We start from the raw sequence: 17,705 nt of genomic DNA, 5'->3' as shown, positions 1-17,705 counted from the left end.
AGCCTCCCCCAGGAGCCGTTGCTCAGTGCGGAGGTGGCCCGGTACCAGGCGGCGAGCCCGGAGGCGGCCGCGATCCAGCCGCCGGTCTTGGCCAGACCGCCGTAGCCGCCGAAGCTGGCGACGGCGGAGAGCACCAGGGAGACCGTCAGCAGGCCGTAGACGGCGCGGCCGAGCAGGCCGGTGCCCCAGCTCGCGGCGGTCAGGGTGAGGCCGAGCAGGGCCCACAGCAGCAGGAAGAGACCGGCGGCGTTCTTGCCGGCTCCGCCGGCCGCGGACCAGGCCGCCCAGAAGGCGCCGAGGCTGGTGAAGGCGGTTCCGGTGAAGCCCTCGCCGCCGCGGAGCTGCCAGAGGCCCGCGACGAAGAGGGTGACGCCGCCAAGGAGGAGGGCGAGGTTGGCCGCGTTCCCGACTCCGGCGCCGTGCAGGACGCCGGTGGAGAGCAGGCCGTAGGCGAGCAGTGTGAGACCGAGTGCGAGGTAGCCGAGGTTACCCGCGTCGGCTCCGGTGGAGTGGGCGTTCGTTGCCCCGGTAGCTTCGTTGCTCACCGGAGGCTCCTTTCACTCTGGGCGCGCGCAGGGCGCAGTGACGCTGTGGTGTCGTCCGGAGGAGTGGAGAGAGGGGTGGCGAGAGGTGTGGGGATGAGGGCCGCGCGCGACCGCGCCGAGGGCGCACGGCTGTGAGCGTGCGCGGCTGCGGTCGAAGGTGATGGGCCGGCGGACGTGGTGGGCCGGCGGGGAGCCGCCGGTCACGTCCCGGCCGGGGGATTCCCCGGTGGGATCGGTCTACCCGACCGAACGCGCTTGTACCATTGTGAATATAACAATTTGTGACTGCGTCAGCGGATGGCCGCTCACACCTGACGTCGGGTGGGCACCCGCAGCGTCAGGATCGCCATGTCGTCGGACGGCGGCTCCGGGGCGAAGCGCTCGACCGCGCGCTGCACCCGCGCCGCGACCGCTCCGGCCGTCAGGCCGGTGCAGCCGGTGAGCACCTCGGCGAGGCCGTCGTCGCCCAGCATCCGCCGGCCCTCGCGGCGTTCGGTGACCCCGTCGGTGACGCAGAGCAGGACCTCGCCGGGCGCGAGCACCAGGCGCTCGGCGGTGAGGTCGAGGTCGTCCATCACACCGAGCAGCGGCTGCGGGGTGGCGGCGCGGTCGACCTGGCCGTCGGTGCGCAGTCTCAGCGGCAGCGGATGGCCGGCGCAGACCAGGGAGAGTTCGGTGCTGCCGTCCGGAAGGGGCGTCAGCTCGCCGTAGAGCAGGGTGAGGAAGCGGCTGCGCGAACCCTCGTCCAGGATGGCCGCGTTGAGCCGGCGCAGCACCTGCGGGGCGTCCAGACCCTCGCGGGCGAGCAGCCGCAGTGAGTGCCGGGCCAGGCCGGTGACCGAGGCGGCCTCGGGGCCGGTGCCGCAGACGTCGCCGATGGCGAAGCCGTAGGTGCCCTCGCGGATGGTGAACAGGTCGTAGAAGTCGCCGCCGACCTCGTTGCCCTCGCCGGCCGCCTGGTAGTAGACGTCCACCTCGACGCCGGGGATCTCCGGCAGGTCCGGCGGGAGCAGGCTGCGCTGGAGGGCCTGACTGGTGGCGGTGCGCTCGGAGTAGAGGCGGGAGTTGTCCAGGGCGAGGGCGGCCCGGCGGGAGAGGTCCTCGGCGAGTTCGAGGATCTCCTGGCGGAACCGGACGCCGGCCGGGACGCCGAGCACCAGCAGGCCGATGACGCGGTTGCGGGCGGTCAGCGCGAGGACGACGGTCTCGCCGAGCAGTCCGGCGAGGTCCGGGCCGTCGGTGAGGCCGCCGGCCTCGGCGGTGTCGGCGGGGGCCGTCCAGAACCGGACGCCGTGGGAGGGGCCGGCCTCCGGGACGGGGGTCTTGTCGAGCAGGGCGCGCAGCGGGTCGATGCGGTCCTCGTCCTCGTGCAGGACGAAGGCGAGCCGGGCCGGGGAGGCGTGGTCGGCGGTGGTGTAGACGGCGCACCAGGAGGCGAGGGTGGGGACGGCCATCTGGGCCATCAGCGCGAGGGTCTGCTCGTGTTCGAGGGTGCCTGCCAGCAGGTCGGAGGCCTCGACCAGGAAGGAGAGCGAGCCGCGGCGCAGCTGTTCGAGCTCGGTCAGCCGGGTGCTCTCGACGGCGAGGGCGACCCGGTCGGCGGCGAACTGGAGGCGCAGCGCGTCCTCGTTGTCGTAGCGGCCGGGCACGGCGGCGGCGATGCCGAGCGAGCCGATCAGCCGGCCCTCGACCTTGAGCGGGACGGTGATCAGGGAGCGCATGCCGCTGTCGGAGAGCAGCGGCAGGCCGGTGGGCCGGGTGGAGAGGTCCTCGTGGACGGAGGGCAGCCGGGCGGAGTCGTAGCGGTTGCCGGTGCCGACCGGGAAGCGGGCGTGCCGGCGGTGGCCGGAGGTGAGGCCGGTGGCGGCGCGGACCTCGAACTCGGCCTCGTCGTCGGTGGTGAGCAGCAGGTACGCGGCGTCGCCGTCGAGCAGGTCGCGGGCGCGTTCGACGGTGCGCTGCAGCAGGGTGTCGAGGTCGTCGGTGGCGACCGGGCCGGCCAGCAGGTCGAGCCGGGGGCCGGCCGGGTCGGGGCGCTCGCCGGGCAGGGCGCGGGCGGGGGAGCGCAGCACCGCGCGGTCGGGTTCGAGGACGAGCAGGCAGAGGGTGGAGGGGACGCCCTCGGTGTCGCGCAGCCGGACCTGGACGCCGTACACCTCGACCTCGCGGCCGTCCTGGCGGCGGACGCCGTAGCCGCCCTCCCAGCGGGCCATCCGCAGGGTGTCGGTCAGGCCGAGGCCGCGGGCGGGGGCCTGCGGCCAGACCGCGAGGTCGGCCCAGGGGCGGCCGAGGACGGTGGCGGCGGGGTGCTGGAAGAGCGCCTCGGCGTCCGGGTTCCAGGCCAGCACCCGGCCGTCCTCGTCGAGTTGGACGACGGCGACGTGCACCGGGCCCGGGCCGCTGGGCAGGTCGCTGCCGGGGGTCGCGGGAACGGCGTAGCGAGTGCCGGACACGTGTACGGGCAGGGCGAGGCGGAACCAGACGGTCTTGCGGCCGGCCGCGTACTCGACGCCCCACCGCTCGGCGAGGGCGGAGCACATCAGCAGGCCTCGGCCGCCCTCGCCGTCCGGGTCGGCGTAGCGGTCGGAGTCGACGACCGGACCGTCGCCGAGCGAGGGCAGGCCGCGTTCGGGGTGGTGGTCGGTGACCTCGATCCGGACGCTCTCCTCCTCGCGCAGGCAACAGACCTCGGCGGCGGTGCCGGCGTGCACGACGGCGTTGGTGACGAGCTCGCTGACCAGCACGACCGCGTCGTCGACGACCTCGGGCAGCCCCCAGCCGAGCAGCGCGTCCCGGACGAAGCCCCGTGCGGCGGCCGCGGACCGGCCGTCGGGGTCGAAGGTGGCGGCTGCGCGCGCGGTGACCACGTTGCCACTTCTCCTCTGCTGCTCTTGCCCTGGCTGTCCGGGGGTGCGGCGCCGACTCCCCGTGCGCGCCGTCGGGGTGAGCGGCGGCGCTGGGTCGGGTCGTGGCCCGGTGCAGCGCTCCACCCTACTTTCCGCTTGGTTCCCCGTGGGGGTGGGGAGTCGAAACTGGCACCAGAGGGTGATTCTGCCCACCTGTTTCGGACGGTGCGGTACGAACCGAGCGCAACCGGCCGTGCACCCGGTGCCGGTGCTGCCAGACTGGGGGGTCCGCGACGGCCGGTGGGAGCAGTACGGTCGTCGAGGTGCCGGCGCGCCGAGGGCCGCCGGTACGCAGCCCGACCGGGCCGGTGCCCGGGTGCGTGCCGCACCGGCACGGGTCGGTCACCGGACAGTTCACGATGTGGGAGGGGCCCGTTGAGTTCGGCCACCAAGGACGCAACCGGAACGACGCCGCCCGCCCCGCGCGGTGGGCGCCCCGGGGCCGCGCCGCGGAACGCGGCCGGTCGGCGGGTGAGTCACAACCGTGGCGCGGAGCCCGCCGAGCTGCGCAAGCTGCTGTCGGCGCTGACCGCGATGCGGGACGGCAACTTCCGCCGCCGGCTGACCGTCCCCGGGGACGGGCCGCTGGCCGAGATCGCCGCGGTCTTCAACGAGGTCGCCGAGCGCAACCAGCACCTGACCGGTGAGCTGGCGAGGGTCCGCCGGGCGGTGGGCCGCGAGGGCCGGCTGAACGAGCGGCTGGAGACCGGCGCGGGCGAGGGCGCCTGGATGGCGGCGGTCGACAACTGCAACGCGCTGATCGACGACCTGGCCCGCCCGATGGCCGAGGTGGGCCGGGTGCTCACCTCGATCGCCGAGGGCGACCTGGACCAGAAGATGGAGCTGCGCTCGCTGCACAGCAACGGGGTGAGCCACCCGCTGCGCGGCGAGTACCTGAAGATCGGGCGGACCGTCAACGGGCTGGTGGACCAGCTCTCCGAGTTCACCGACGAGGTGACCCGGGTGGCCCGCGAGGTGGGTACCGAGGGCAAGCTCGGCGGCCAGGCCAAGGTCCGCAGCGTGTCCGGCAGTTGGAAGGACCTGGCAGACTCGGTCAACACCATGGCGGGCCGGCTGACCGCCCAGGTCCGCAACATCGCCCAGGTGACCACGGCGGTCGCCAAGGGCGACCTGTCCCGCAAGGTCACCGTCGAGGTGGCCGGCGAGATGCTGGAGCTGAAGAACACCGTCAACACGATGGTGGACCAGCTGAACGGGTTCGCCGCGCAGGTCACCGGGGTGGCCAGGGACGTGGGGACGGAGGGCCGGCTCGGCGGTCAGGCCCAGGTGCCCGGCGTGGCCGGGGTCTGGCGGGACCTGACCGACTCGGTGAACTTCATGGCCGACAACCTGACCGGCCAGGTGCGCAACATCGCCCAGGTGACCACGGCGGTGGCGCGCGGGGACCTCTCGCAGAAGATCGAGGTGGACGCGCGCGGCGAGATGCTGGAGCTGAAGAACACCATCAACACGATGGTCGACCAGCTCTCCGGCTTCGCCGAGCAGGTGACCAGGGTGGCCCGCCAGGTGGGCACCGAGGGGCGGCTCGGCGGCCAGGCCCAGGTGCCCGGGGCGGCCGGGGTGTGGCGGGACCTGACCGACAACGTCAACTTCATGGCGAACAACCTCACCGATCAGGTGCGCAACATCGCCCAGGTGACGACCGCGGTCGCCAAGGGCGACCTGTCGCAGAAGATCCAGGTGGACGCGCGCGGGGAGATCCTGGAGCTGAAGAACACCATCAACACGATGGTGGACCAGCTGGGCGCCTTCGCGGACGAGGTCACCCGGGTCGCCCGGGACGTCGGCACCGAGGGCATCCTCGGCGGCCAGGCCAGCGTGCCCGGCGTGGCCGGCATCTGGAAGGACCTGACCAACTCCGTCAACCTGATGGCCAACAACCTGACCAGTCAGGTCCGGAACATCGCCGAGGTGACCACGGCGGTGGCGCGCGGCGACGTCTCCAAGAAGATCACCGTCGACGCCCGGGGCGAGATCCTGGAGCTGGTGACGACCGTCAACACCATGGTCGACCAGCTGTCGGCATTCGCCGACGAGGTGACCCGGGTGGCCCGCGAGGTGGGCACCGAGGGCATCCTGGGCGGCCAGGCCAGGGTGCGCGGGGTGTCGGGCATCTGGAAGGACCTGACCGACAACGTCAACTTCATGGCGTCGAACCTGACCGGACAGGTGCGCAACATCGCCGAGGTCGCCGGTGCGGTGGCCCGCGGCGACCTCTCCAAGAAGATCGCGATCGACGCGCAGGGCGAGGTGGCGGCGCTCGCCGCGACCCTCAACACCATGGTCGACCAGCTGTCCTCCTTCGCGGTGGAGGTCACCCGGGTCGCCCGCGAGGTCGGCACCGACGGCACCCTGGGCGGCCAGGCCAGCGTGCCGGGCGTGGCCGGCATCTGGAAGGACCTGACCGACAACGTCAACCTGATGGCCAACAACCTCACCGGCCAGGTGCGGAACATCGCGCTGGTGATCACCGCGGTGGCCCGCGGCGACCTCTCGCAGAAGATCGACGTCGACGCGCGCGGCGAGATCCTCCAGCTCAAGACCAGCATCAACACCATGGTCGACCAGCTCTCCGCGTTCGCCGACGAGGTCACCCGGGTCGCCCGCGAGGTGGGCACCGACGGACGGCTCGGCGGCCAGGCCCGGGTGCCCGGCGTGGACGGCACCTGGCAGGACCTCACCGAGTCGGTGAACGAGCTGGCCAACAACCTGACCCGGCAGGTGCGCGCGATCGCCCAGGTCGCCACCGCGGTCACCAGGGGCGACCTGAGCCTGCGGATCGACGTGGACGCCGCGGGCGAGCTCGACGAGCTCAAGGACAACATCAACCAGATGATCGCCAACCTGCGCGAGACCACCCGCACCAACCAGGAGCAGGACTGGCTCAAGACCAACCTGGCCCGGATCTCCGGCCTGCTCCAGGGCCGCCGGGACCTGGAGGCCGTCGCCTCGCTGATCATGACCGAGCTGACCCCGGTGGTCTCGGCCCAGCACGGCGCCTTCTTCCTCTCCCAGCCGGCCGGCCGCACCGCCGAGCTGATCACCGAGGACGACGACGAGAACGACACCGTGCTGCGCCTGATCGGCAGCTACGGCTACCAGCGGCGGGCGATGCCGACCACCTTCCGGCCCGGCGAGTCGCTGATCGGCCAGGCCGCGGTGGAGAAGCGGGCGATCATCCTCAAGGAGGCGCCGCCCGGGTACCTGAAGATCGCCTCCGGCCTCGGTGAGGCCTCCCCGGCCCACATCGTGGTGCTGCCGGTGCTGTTCGAAGGGCGGCTGCTGGGCGTGATCGAGCTGGCCACCTTCAGCTCCTTCACCACCGTCGCGCTGGACTTCCTGAACCAGATCGCCGATCTGATCGGCGTCACCGTCAACACCATCAGCGTCAACACCAAGACCGAGGGCCTGCTACTGGAGTCCCAGCGGCTGACCGCCGAACTCTCGATGCGGTCCGCCGAGTTGGAGGCCCGCCAGGAGGAACTGGAGCGCACCAACGAGGAGTTGCAGGAGAAGGCCGAGCAACTCGCCCAGCAGAACCGCGACATCGAGATCAAGAACGGCGAGATCGAGGAGGCCCGGCAGGTCCTGGAGGAGCGCGCCGAGCAGCTCGCCCTGGCCTCCCGGTACAAGAGCGAGTTCCTCGCCAACATGTCGCACGAGCTGCGCACCCCGCTCAACTCGCTGCTGATCCTGGCCAAGCTGCTCTCCGACAACAACGAGGGCAACCTCTCGCCCAAGCAGGTCGAGTTCGCCGACACCATCCACGGCGCGGGCTCCGACCTGCTCCAGCTGATCAACGACATCCTCGACCTGTCCAAGGTCGAGGCCGGGAAGATGGACGTCCGCCCGGCCCGGATCGCCCTGGTCCAGCTGGTCGACTACGTCGAGGCCACCTTCCAGCCGGTCGCGCTGGACAAGAACCTGGACTTCGCCGTCCGGGTCTCGCCCGCCCTGCCGGTCACCCTGCACACCGACGAGCAGCGGCTCCAGCAGGTGCTGCGCAACCTGATCTCCAACGCGGTGAAGTTCACCGACGCCGGAGCCGTCGACTTCTCGATCCGCCCGGCCGGCCGGGAGGTCCCGCAGCACGTGCGCGAGCGGCTGCTGGAGTCCGGCTCGATCCAGGGCCCGGACGACGAGCTGATCGCCTTCTCGGTCTCCGACACCGGCATCGGCATCCCCGAGAACAAGCTGCGGGAGATCTTCGAGGCGTTCAAGCAGGCCGACGGCACCACCAGCCGCAAGTACGGCGGCACCGGCCTCGGCCTGTCCATCAGCCGGGAGATCGCCCGGCTGCTCGGCGGCGAGATCCACGCCGAGAGCGAGCTGGGCAAGGGCTCGACCTTCACGCTCTACCTGCCGCTGCGCACCGAGGCCCCGGAGGCCGTCGGCGAGCCGCGCCAGGGCGCTCCGGGCGGCCTGGCACCGCGGGCCTCGGTCGGGGTGACCCCGGTGGGCCTGCCGGTGCCGGTCGGGGAGAACCCGGCCGACCACTGGGCCCAGGAGGTCCGCGAGCTGGCCGAGGAGCGCCGCCGCGGCGCGGTGGAGCGCCGGCGCAGCGCCGCCCTGGAGAGCGCCGCCGGGCCGCGGACGGTGGAGCCCGTGCCGCCCCGCCCGGCCGGCGGCGGCCGCCGCTTCGACGGCCAGCAGGTGCTGATCGTGGACGACGACGTCCGCAACGTGTTCGCCCTCACCAGCGTGCTGGAGCAGCACGGTCTGACCGTCCTGTACGCGGAGAACGGCCGCGAGGGCATCGAGATGCTGGAGCAGCACGAGAGCGTGGCGCTGGTCCTGATGGACATCATGATGCCGGAGATGGACGGCTACGCGACCACCGAGGCGATCCGCCGGATGCCCCAGTTCGCCGGCCTGCCGATCATCGCGCTGACCGCCAAGGCGATGAAGGGCGACCGGGAGAAGTCGCTGCAGGCGGGCGCCACCGACCACATCACCAAGCCGGTGGAGACCGACCACCTGCTGACGGTCATGCACGAGTGGTTGAGCGGCGACCGGGCGTGACCCGGGGGGAGGCGTGAACCCCGGCCCGGGCCCCGGGGTTCACGCCGGTCGGTCGGCCGGTTTGCTGGCGGTGGGGCCCGGGAACCCGGTAGGGTCACCGATCGTTGCGAACAGTGACCGGACGGCAACACGCTGGTGAGCGTGCGCCGGAGCACTGACTGCGCGCCGCCCCGGATCGGGTCACGACGGGGCGATGTGCCGGGCGAGGGGGTGCGGCTAGCATGACCGGGGTAGCGGTGGGCAGTACGCGGGTGCCTGCACCGGGCGGCAGGCAGGCGACAGGAGGGCGAGCCCTGATGCAGAAGGCCAAGATCCTCCTGGTCGACGACCGACCGGAGAACCTGCTGGCGCTGGAGGCGATCCTCTCGGCGCTGGACCAGACGCTGGTGCGCGCGGCCTCCGGCGAGGAGGCGCTGAAGGCGCTGCTCACCGACGACTTCGCGGTGATCCTGCTGGACGTGCAGATGCCGGGGATGGACGGCTTCGAGACGGCCGCCCACATCAAGCGCCGGGAGCGCACCCGGGACATCCCGATCATCTTCCTGACCGCGATCAACCACGGTCCGCACCACACCTTCCGCGGCTACGCGGCCGGCGCGGTGGACTACATCTCCAAGCCCTTCGACCCGTGGGTGCTGCGCGCCAAGGTCTCCGTCTTCGTCGACCTGTACGCGAAGAACTGCCAGCTGAAGGAGCAGGCGGCGCTGCTGCGCCTGCAGCTGGAGGAGGGCGGCGGCGAGCAGGCCCTCGGCGGGGCGCTGCTGGGCGAGCTGTCCGCGCGGCTGGCGGCGGTCGAGGAGCAGGCGGAGGCGCTCGGCAAGCAGCTGGACGGGGGCGAGGACGCCGGGGTGGCCGCCACCGCCGCGCACCTGGAGCGCAAGCTCGCGGGGCTGCGCCGGGCCCTGGACGCGATGCGTCCGGGCAGTTCCTGATCCGCGGCCGCCGTTCACCCGTCCGGGTGGTCCGCTGTGCTGCGACCGGGTGAATCCCGGTCAGGGTGACGGTGTGTCTGCGACACGTCCGCGCACCCGGGCTCGGGCACATGTGCACTGGTCGCCCGCCCCGGTAGGCTGCTGACCCATGGCCACTCGCACGCCCGGGAACGCAGCACGTAAGACGAGTCCGGGAGCGTCCGGGAAGGCCGCGGCGAAGGCTCCGGGCAAGCCGCCCGCAAAGAAGGCGGCGGCGAAGAAGGCGGCCCCCGCGAAGAAGGCGGCGGCCAAGCCGGCCCCGCCCCCGCCGAAGCCGTCCAGGTCGGTGCTGATGGGCGCGCTCAACGCCCTGGGGAGCCCGATCGCCGCGATCTTCCGGGGCTTCGGCGACGGGGCCAAGAACCTGCACCCGGCCCACCGCAAGGACGGCGTGGGCCTGCTGCTGTTCGGGCTCGCACTGGTGACCGCGGCCGGCACCTGGTTCAGCCCGCAGGGCTGGCTGGGCGAGGGCGCCACCGCCGTGGTCTCCGGGCTGTTCGGCCGGCTCGACGTGCTGGTGCCGTTCCTGCTGGCCGCGATGGCGATCAGGCTCTGGCGCCACCCGGAGCTGCCGGAGGCCAACGGCCGGATCATGATCGGGCTGAGCGCGCTGCTGGTCGGCGTCCTCGGCCTGGTCCACATCGGCTGCGGCGCGCCCATGATGGGCAGCGGCGCCTCCCGGATACGGGCGGCCGGCGGGATCATCGGCTGGGCCGTCTCCACCCCGATGATGGCCGCCGCCGGACCGGCGCTCGCCGTCCCGCTGCTCCTGCTGCTGGCCTTCTTCGGTCTGCTGGTGGTCACCGCCACCCCGATCAACCGGATCGGCGACCGGGTGCGCGGGATCGGCATACGGCTCGGCGTGGTCGAGCCCGGGCCCGAGGACGAGCAGCTCTGGGGGCGCACGCCGGAGCGCGAGCTGTCCACCGACCCGCCGGAGGACGCCGACCCCGACGCGCTGCCGTTCACCGTGGACACCGGCAGTGACGACCCCTCGGACGAGGTGGCCGCCCGCCGGCGCCGCCGTCGGCGCAAGCAGACCGACGAGCCGGAGGACGCGGAGCGGATCTCCCTCGACAAGGAGCCGCTGGACCCGTACGCCACCCGCGACCTCGCCGCCGGCGCGGCCGCCGACCTGGACGGCGCGCTGGTCTACGGCGTGCCCGCCTCCTCCGCGGTGGCGGACATGATGCACCAGGTGCAGGACCGCACCGCCCCGCCGGAGGAGGCCGCCGTCCCGGCCGCCCGCGGCGGCGGGCCGGGCGCGCCCGAGGAGCACGGCGCGGCGCCGGTGCGGATGGAGCAGCTCCAGCTCGGCGAGGGCGTCACCTACGCGCTGCCCTCGCTCGACCTGCTGGAGCGCGGCGGCCCGGCCAAGGCCCGCAGCGCCCTCAACGACGAGGTGGTCGCCCAGCTCACCGGCACCTTCGCCGAGTTCAAGGTGGACGCCAAGGTCACCGGCTTCACCCGGGGCCCGACGGTCACCCGCTACGAGGTCGAGCTCGGCCCGGCCGTCAAGGTGGAGCGGATCACCGCGCTCGCCAAGAACATCGCGTACGCGGTGGCCAGCCCGGACGTGCGGATCATCAGCCCGATCCCGGGCAAGTCCGCGGTCGGCATCGAGATCCCCAACCGGGACCGCGAGATGGTCAACCTCGGCGACCTGCTGCGCTCGCGCACGGCCGCCGAGGACCCGCACCCGATGGTCGTCGGCATGGGCAAGGACGTCGAGGGCCACACCGTGATGGCCAACCTCGCCAAGATGCCGCACATCCTGGTGGCCGGGGCGACCGGCGCCGGCAAGTCCTCCTGCATCAACTGCCTGATCACCTCGATCCTCGCCCGGGCCACTCCGGACGAGGTGCGGATGGTGCTGGTCGACCCCAAGCGGGTCGAGCTGACCGCGTACGAGGGCATCCCGCACCTGATCACGCCGATCATCACCAACCCCAAGAAGGCCGCCGAGGCCCTCCAGTGGGTGGTGCGCGAGATGGACATGCGCTACGACGACCTGGCGGCGTTCGGCTTCCGGCACGTGGACGACTTCAACGCCGCGGTGAAGGCCGGCAAGGTCACCCCGCCGCTGGGCAGCGAGCGCGAGCTGCGGCCGTACCCGTACCTGCTGGTGATCGTCGACGAGCTGGCCGACCTGATGATGGTCGCGCCGCGCGACGTCGAGGACTCGGTGGTCCGGATCACCCAGCTGGCCCGCGCGGCCGGCATCCACCTGGTGCTCGCCACCCAGCGGCCCTCGGTGGACGTGGTCACCGGCCTGATCAAGGCCAACGTGCCGTCCCGGCTGGCCTTCGCGACCTCCGCGATGGCCGACTCCCGGGTCATCCTGGACCAGCCCGGCGCGGAGAAGCTGATCGGCAAGGGCGACGCGCTCTTCCTGCCGATGGGCGCGAGCAAGCCGATCCGCATGCAGGGCGCGTTCGTCACCGAGGCGGAGATCGCCAGGGTGGTGCAGCACTGCAAGGACCAGCTGAGCGCCGTCTACCGGGACGACGTGATGGTCGGGGCCGGGCCGAAGAAGGAGATCGACGAGGAGATCGGCGACGACCTGGACCTGCTGGTCCAGGCGGCCGAGCTGGTGGTCTCCACCCAGTTCGGCTCCACCTCGATGCTCCAGCGCAAGCTCCGGGTCGGCTTCGCCAAGGCGGGCCGGCTGATGGACCTGATGGAGTCGCGCGGGATCGTCGGCCCGAGCGAGGGCTCCAAGGCCCGCGACGTGCTGGTGAAGCCGGACGAGCTGGACGGGGTGCTGATCACCCTTCGGGGTTGACGGGCGGGGCCCGGCCGGCCCGGCCCGTGTCCTGACCGAGGTGTCACTCGTTCGGAGGAGGGTAGGCGCCGTGTGGGGAACCGAACGTCCGTACGCCGCGTCACACGGCGGAAAGCGACCGCCGGGTTCCCCCGCACGGCTCCGCTGACGGCTCGTCAGCGGAGTGTCGGACCCCGGTCGGACCGGGCGCGCGCATTCGGCCCGTTCCGCTTGAGAAACGATCCGCCCGCGCCCCTAGACTGTTCCCCAGCAGGTGGCCATCCGCTCGAAAGGCGTGCCCCGTGACCATCGGCAAGTCCTCCGACCGCGAGAACGCCATGCCGTCCGTCGAGCCGACCGACGACGTGGTGCAGGCGGCCGATGCCCCGAGCATCGGCCGGGTGCTGTCCACCGCCCGGATCGACGCGGGGCTCACGGTGGACCAGGTGAGTACCGCCACCCGGGTGCGGGTGCCGATCGTCCATGCCATCGAGGAGGACGACTTCGCCCGCTGCGGCGGCGACTTCTACGCCCGAGGGAACATCCGGCTGATCGCCCGCGCGGTCGGCCTGGACGGCGAGGCGCTGGTCGCCCGGTACGACGCCGCGCACGGCGGCCCGCCCGCCGCCAGGCGCCCGGCGACCCAGCTGATCGACAGCGGCCCGATCAGGGTGCCCCGGCGCGGCCGGCCGAACTGGGCGGCCGCCATGGTCGCCGCGATCGTCGCCGTGGTCGCGCTGATCGGCTTCAACCTGGTCAGCGGCAAGGGCGGGCACGGCACCACCGGCTCGGCCAGCGCGCCGCTGCCCAGCGGCTCCGGGACCGGCTCGGTGGCCCCCGCCGCCACGCCCGCCGTGCAGCCGCCGGCGCCCGTGCCGAGCGCCGCCGCGATCGCCGCCGTCCCGGCCGACAAGGTCACCGTGAAGCTGGTCGCCGAGGGCACCAGCTGGGTCTCGGCGATGGACGGCAACGGCAAGTCGCTGTTCCAGAACAACATCGCCAACGGCCAGGACCAGACCTTCACCGACCCCAGGCAGATCAAGCTGGTGCTCGGCAACGGCGGGGCCGTGCACGCGTACGTCAACGGGAAGGACCTCGGCCTCCTGGGCAAGGACGGCCAGGTGGTGCACGTCACGTACACCCCCGGAGACCCGCAGGCGGGCTGACCACAGGGGCCGGACGGCCCACTGATGATCAGCTGATCCGAGGCGCGCGGCCTCCGGGGCGAACGGCACCGGAGCCCGCGCGTTAATCTTGGGCCTATGCCTGAACGCCGTACTGTCGCCCTTGTCACGCTCGGATGCGCCCGCAACGAGGTGGACTCCGAGGAACTCGCCGGGCGACTGGAGGCCGACGGCTGGTCGCTGGTCGACGACGCCGCCGAAGCGGACGTCGCCGTGGTCAACACCTGCGGCTTCGTCGAGGCCGCCAAGAAGGACTCGGTGGACGCCCTGCTGGAGGCCAACGACCTCAAGGGGCACGGCCGCACCCAGGCCGTCGTCGCGGTCGGCTGCATGGCCGAGCGGTACGGCAAGGAGCTCGCCGACGCCCTCCCCGAGGCGGACGGCGTCCTCGGCTTCGACGACTACGCGGACATCTCCGACCGCCTCCAGACCATCCTCTCCGGCGGCCACCACGCCCCGCACATCCCGCGCGACCGCCGCAAGCTGCTGCCGATCAGCCCCGCCGAGCGGCAGAGCGCCGCCGAGGCCGTCGCCCTGCCCGGCCACGGCACCGAGGCCGCCGCCGAGCCGATCGCCGACCTGCCCGACGGCCTCGCCCCGGCCTCCGGCCCGCGCACCCTGCGCAAGCGGCTGGACGACAGCCCGGTCGCCTCCGTCAAGCTCGCCTCCGGCTGCGACCGGCGCTGCTCCTTCTGCGCCATCCCGGCCTTCCGCGGCTCCTTCATCTCCCGCCGCCCCTCCGACGTGCTGAACGAGGCCCAGTGGCTGGCCGGGCAGGGCGTGCGCGAGATCGTCCTGGTGAGCGAGAACAACACCTCGTACGGCAAGGACCTCGGCGACATCCGGCTGCTGGAGACGCTGCTCGGCGAGATCTCCGCGATCGAGGGCGTCGAGCGGGTCCGGGTCTCCTACCTCCAGCCGGCCGAGATGCGCCCGGGCCTGGTCGACTCGATGACCGGCACCGCCGACGTGGTGCCCTACTTCGACCTGTCCTTCCAGCACTCGGCGCCCGCCGTGCTGCGCCGGATGCGCCGCTTCGGCTCCACCGACCAGTTCCTGGAGCTGCTGGGCACCATCCGCGGCAAGGCCCCGCAGGCCGGCGCCCGGTCCAACTTCATCGTCGGCTTCCCCGGCGAGACCGAGGAGGACTTCGCCGAGCTGGAGCGCTTCGTCACCCACGCCGGGCTGGACGCGATCGGCGTCTTCGGCTACTCGGACGAGGACGGCACCGAGGCCGCGACCTACGACGGCAAGCTCGCCGACGACGTGATCGCCGACCGGGTGGACCGGCTGAGCCGGCTGGCCGAGGAGATGACCGCCCAGCGGGCCGAGCAGCGGATCGGCACCGAGGTCGAGGTGCTGATCGAGTCGATCGAGGACGGCGTGGTCGAGGGTCGCTCCGCCCACCAGGCGCCGGAGACCGACGGCCTGACCACGCTGGAGGGCGTCGAGGCCCCGGCGATCGGCCAGTTCCGGCGGGCCAAGGTGGTCGCCAGCGAGGGCGTCGACCTGATCGCCGAGGCGCTGGAGCAGGTGCGACCGCCCCAGACGTCGGGGGCCGAGGCCTCGGGAGCCGGGGAATGACCAAGGGGCCCGGCGCCCCGGCCGCGGCCCACCCGGGCAGACCGGTGGCCGCGGCGCCGTCGACCCCGGGGATCTGGAACATCGCCAACGTGCTCACGATGGTCCGGGTGCTGCTGGTGCCGGTCTTCGTGGCGCTGCTGTTCGCCGACGGCGGGCACGACCCCAAGTGGCGCTCGGTCGCCTGGGCCTCGTTCGCGATCGCGATGATCACCGACCTGTTCGACGGTGAACTGGCCCGGCGCAAGGGCCTGGTCACCGACTTCGGGAAGATCGCCGACCCGATCGCCGACAAGGCGATCATGGGCTCGGCGCTGATCGGCCTCTCGCTGCTCGGCGACCTGCCCTGGTGGGTCACCGCGGTGATCCTGGCCCGCGAGCTCGGCATCACGCTGATGCGGTTCTGGGTGATCCGCTACGGGGTCATCCCGGCCAGCCGCGGCGGCAAGCTCAAGACGCTGACCCAGGGCACCGCGGTCGGCATGTACGTACTGGACCTGACCGGCTGGCTGGCCACCGGGCGGGCGGTCCTGATGGGGCTGGCGGTGCTGCTGACCGTCGGCACCGCGCTGGACTACATCGGGCAGGCGCTGCGCCTGCGCCGCGAGGGACGGACCGCGGCGCGGGCCGGCCGCTGAGCGACGGGGGGACCGGGTGTCGGAGCGGGACGTGGCGGAGCACGGCGCGGCGGCGCGGGGCGTGCCGGTGCGGGACGCGGTGGCGCCGGACGCGGCGGCGCGGGACTTCGCACTGGCCGAGCGGGCGCACGCCGCGCTGCGGGCCGAGGGCGGCACGCTGGCCGTCGCCGAGTCGCTGACCGGGGGGCTGCTGGCCGCCGCGCTGGTGGACGTCCCCGGGGCGTCCGCGACCTTCCGGGGCTCGGTCACCGCGTACGCGACCGAGTTGAAGGCCTCGGTGCTCGGGGTGGACGAGGGCCTGCTGGACGTGTACGGGCCGGTCCACCCGGTGGTGGCCCGACAGATGGCCGAGGGCGTGCGCGGACTGCTGGGGGCCACGTATGGGCTCGCGACGACCGGGGTGGCCGGGCCGGACCCGCAGGATGGGCAGCCGGTGGGCACCGTACACCTGGCCGTCGCCGGCCCGGGGGGAACTCTGGTCAGTTCTCCCCTGCTGTCGGGCGGTCGTGCCACAATCCGTCACGAAGCGGTGACCGCCGCGCTGGAACTGCTGGTCGGTCGGTTCGCACGGTAGGCCGGGTTCGTACGGCCGGCCGGTCCGCGCGACCGGGGCCCGCGGGGAGGGCCTCCACCGGACCGGGATCGCCGGGCGGGCGCGCGGGTATGGGACAGCGGGAGGATCGTGTTACATCCAACACCCTGGTTGGGCAGAAACCAGGTGGCGAACGAGTTGCGTGACGGTGGCCGGGTGGGTCGCTACGGGTACCACGAGGGGCCCGCGAACCCGGGTGCGACACCGGAACAAGGAGGGGGACGGCCTTGCAGCCCAGAGTGAACACGACCAGGGTCCCCGCACGCGAAGCGGGCAAGGCGGTACGGTGGGGTCGTGACATCTCGATCCGCAGTCCGAGGAGGGAGGCACCGATGATCCTGCTCCGTCGCCTACTGGGCGATGTACTGCGTCGGCAGCGCCAGCGCCAGGGCCGCACACTCCGCGAGGTGTCGGCGGCAGCCAGGGTTTCGCTCGGATACCTCTCCGAGGTCGAGCGGGGACAGAAGGAGGCCTCCTCGGAGCTGCTCTCCGCCATCTGCGACGCACTCGACGTCCGGATGTCCGAGGTCATGCGCGAGGTCAGCGACGAACTGTCGCTCGCTGAACTTGCGGCGATGGCCACCCTCTCCGAAGGTGATCTGCTGAGGCCGGTACTCGAACCGGTTCCGCTGCCCGCCCCCGGCACCGACCGGGCGAACATGTCGCCCAAGGCCGCCGCGATGGACGTGGTCGCCGCCTGATCCCGGCCTCGACTCCCGGGCGCCCCTGCCCGGGGCGAGCGAAGGGAGGGCGGTCGTGCGAACAGACGCGCAGACGCGCCCGATGGCCCGAATACGGGCCCGGGCGCGGCTGTTCCTCCGGGTACGGCGTCCGGTGCGGTGGGTGCTGGCGGCCTCGGCGGCCGGGCTCGCCTGGTGGCTCCTGGTGGTCCGGGGACAGCTGACCGACGGTGCGGTGCTGGGGCTGCTCGCGGCCGGCGGCTGGGGACTCGGTCTCATTCCGGTCCACGCCGACTGGAACGCGACCGGACCGGCCCGGCGCCCGCGTGCGGAGCCGGTGGAGGTGCGACTGCCGCCGGTCGGGTGATGGACGTGGCCGGAGGCCGCGGGGTCGACGACCCCGTGGCCTCCGGTGTTCTCCGGCCGCTGTGCCGTTGTGCCGCGGTGCCGCGGTTCAGGGGCGCAGGCGCAGGCCGCGCGGGGTGGCGTGGAAGCCGGCCTCCTCCAGGGCGCGGCCGAGGGCCGAGCCCAGGGCGGGCTCGCCGTTGGCCCGTTCGACCGTGACGCTGCCGAGCGCGCCCTCCCGGACGGCGGCCGCGAGCGCCCCGGCCGCCAGCGCCCGGGTGGCCTCGTCCTCCGGCCAGGCCAGCAGGGACTTGCCGCCGCGCTCGACGTACAGCGCCGGCTCGCCGTCCACCAGGACCACCAGGGCGCCCGCCTTGCGGCCCGGGCGGTGGGCGGTGGGCTCCTTGCCGTCGGGGGCCGCGGGCGGGTCGGGCCAGGGCAGGGCCGCGCCGTAGG

Annotated in this window: 11 protein-coding genes and 1 pseudogene; 9 read left to right on the top strand and 3 right to left on the bottom strand. The window is 73.1% G+C overall.

Annotation, left to right across the window (positions count from 1 at the left end; translation table 11 throughout):
- Together ACFU6K_RS08745 and ACFU6K_RS08740 are read right to left on the bottom strand one after the other, a co-directional pair.
- Positions 1 to 545: GPR1/FUN34/YaaH family transporter (locus ACFU6K_RS08745; protein ID WP_380661744.1), on the bottom strand; the 545-nt coding region annotated here is incomplete at its 3' end.
- Positions 546 to 850: 305 nt separating this feature from the next.
- On the bottom strand, positions 851 to 3,412 hold the full coding sequence (locus tag ACFU6K_RS08740) for a SpoIIE family protein phosphatase (protein WP_380661743.1): 2,562 nt from the start codon (positions 3,410 to 3,412) through the stop codon (positions 851 to 853).
- A 573-nt stretch (positions 3,413 to 3,985) separates the two neighbouring features.
- Here ACFU6K_RS08740 and ACFU6K_RS08735 point away from each other — a divergent pair.
- The 9 genes from ACFU6K_RS08735 to ACFU6K_RS08695 all read left to right on the top strand — a co-directional run bounded on the left by ACFU6K_RS08735 (position 3,986) and on the right by ACFU6K_RS08695 (position 17,271).
- Positions 3,986 to 8,494 (top strand): HAMP domain-containing protein, encoded by a 4,509-nt coding sequence (locus ACFU6K_RS08735; RefSeq protein WP_380661746.1) that lies wholly within the window; start codon positions 3,986 to 3,988, stop codon positions 8,492 to 8,494.
- 293 nt (positions 8,495 to 8,787) lie between these two features.
- Positions 8,788 to 9,426: a response regulator gene (locus ACFU6K_RS08730; RefSeq protein WP_049659044.1), complete on the top strand. Its 639-nt coding sequence runs from the start codon at positions 8,788 to 8,790 to the stop codon at positions 9,424 to 9,426.
- A gap of 148 nt (positions 9,427 to 9,574) precedes the next feature.
- A complete protein-coding gene (locus ACFU6K_RS08725; RefSeq protein WP_380661742.1) occupies positions 9,575 to 12,250 on the top strand; it encodes a DNA translocase FtsK in 2,676 nt (891 codons plus the stop codon).
- A 281-nt stretch (positions 12,251 to 12,531) separates the two neighbouring features.
- Complete coding sequence (locus ACFU6K_RS08720; RefSeq protein ID WP_380661741.1) at positions 12,532 to 13,395, top strand: helix-turn-helix domain-containing protein; 864 nt, start codon at positions 12,532 to 12,534, stop codon at positions 13,393 to 13,395.
- A 96-nt stretch (positions 13,396 to 13,491) separates the two neighbouring features.
- Positions 13,492 to 14,997 (top strand): 30S ribosomal protein S12 methylthiotransferase RimO, encoded by a 1,506-nt coding sequence (gene rimO / locus ACFU6K_RS08715; protein WP_380661740.1) that lies wholly within the window; start codon positions 13,492 to 13,494, stop codon positions 14,995 to 14,997.
- A complete protein-coding gene (gene pgsA / locus ACFU6K_RS08710) occupies positions 14,994 to 15,632 on the top strand; it encodes a CDP-diacylglycerol--glycerol-3-phosphate 3-phosphatidyltransferase (RefSeq protein WP_380661739.1) in 639 nt (212 codons plus the stop codon). Before rimO ends, pgsA begins: the two co-directional genes overlap by 4 nt.
- 79 nt (positions 15,633 to 15,711) lie before the next feature.
- Positions 15,712 to 16,206: a CinA family protein gene (locus ACFU6K_RS08705; protein ID WP_380661745.1), complete on the top strand. Its 495-nt coding sequence runs from the start codon at positions 15,712 to 15,714 to the stop codon at positions 16,204 to 16,206.
- Between the two features lie 350 nt (positions 16,207 to 16,556).
- The gene (locus ACFU6K_RS08700; RefSeq protein WP_049660741.1) at positions 16,557 to 16,925 is read left to right on the top strand and encodes a helix-turn-helix domain-containing protein; all 369 of its coding nucleotides are present in this window, start codon (positions 16,557 to 16,559) and stop codon (positions 16,923 to 16,925) included.
- Positions 16,926 to 16,980: 55 nt separating this feature from the next.
- Positions 16,981 to 17,271, top strand: coding sequence for a hypothetical protein (locus ACFU6K_RS08695; RefSeq protein WP_380661738.1), 291 nt, complete (start codon positions 16,981 to 16,983; stop codon positions 17,269 to 17,271).
- Between the two features lie 87 nt (positions 17,272 to 17,358).
- On the opposite strand, the pseudogene ACFU6K_RS08690 reads toward ACFU6K_RS08695, so the two are convergent.
- A pseudogene (locus tag ACFU6K_RS08690) lies at positions 17,359 to 17,705 on the bottom strand (DEAD/DEAH box helicase); the annotation flags it as partial.

The sequence above is a fragment of the Kitasatospora sp. NPDC057512 genome, assembly GCF_042802135.1.
Lineage (GTDB): Bacteria > Actinomycetota > Actinomycetes > Streptomycetales > Streptomycetaceae > Kitasatospora.
This window is presented reverse-complemented; position numbering and strand designations above follow the sequence as displayed.

Bases quoted from the DNA above. Each gene is read 5' to 3' on its own strand.
- rimO (WP_380661740.1), top strand. From the start codon at position 13,492: ATGCCTGAACGCCGTACTGTCGCCCTTGTCACGCTCGGATGCGCCCGC.
- ACFU6K_RS08700 (WP_049660741.1), top strand. From the start codon at position 16,557: ATGATCCTGCTCCGTCGCCTACTGGGCGATGTACTGCGTCGGCAGCGC.
- ACFU6K_RS08735 (WP_380661746.1), top strand. From the start codon at position 3,986: ATGCGGGACGGCAACTTCCGCCGCCGGCTGACCGTCCCCGGGGACGGG.
- ACFU6K_RS08725 (WP_380661742.1), top strand. From the start codon at position 9,575: ATGGCCACTCGCACGCCCGGGAACGCAGCACGTAAGACGAGTCCGGGA.
- pgsA (WP_380661739.1), top strand. From the start codon at position 14,994: ATGACCAAGGGGCCCGGCGCCCCGGCCGCGGCCCACCCGGGCAGACCG.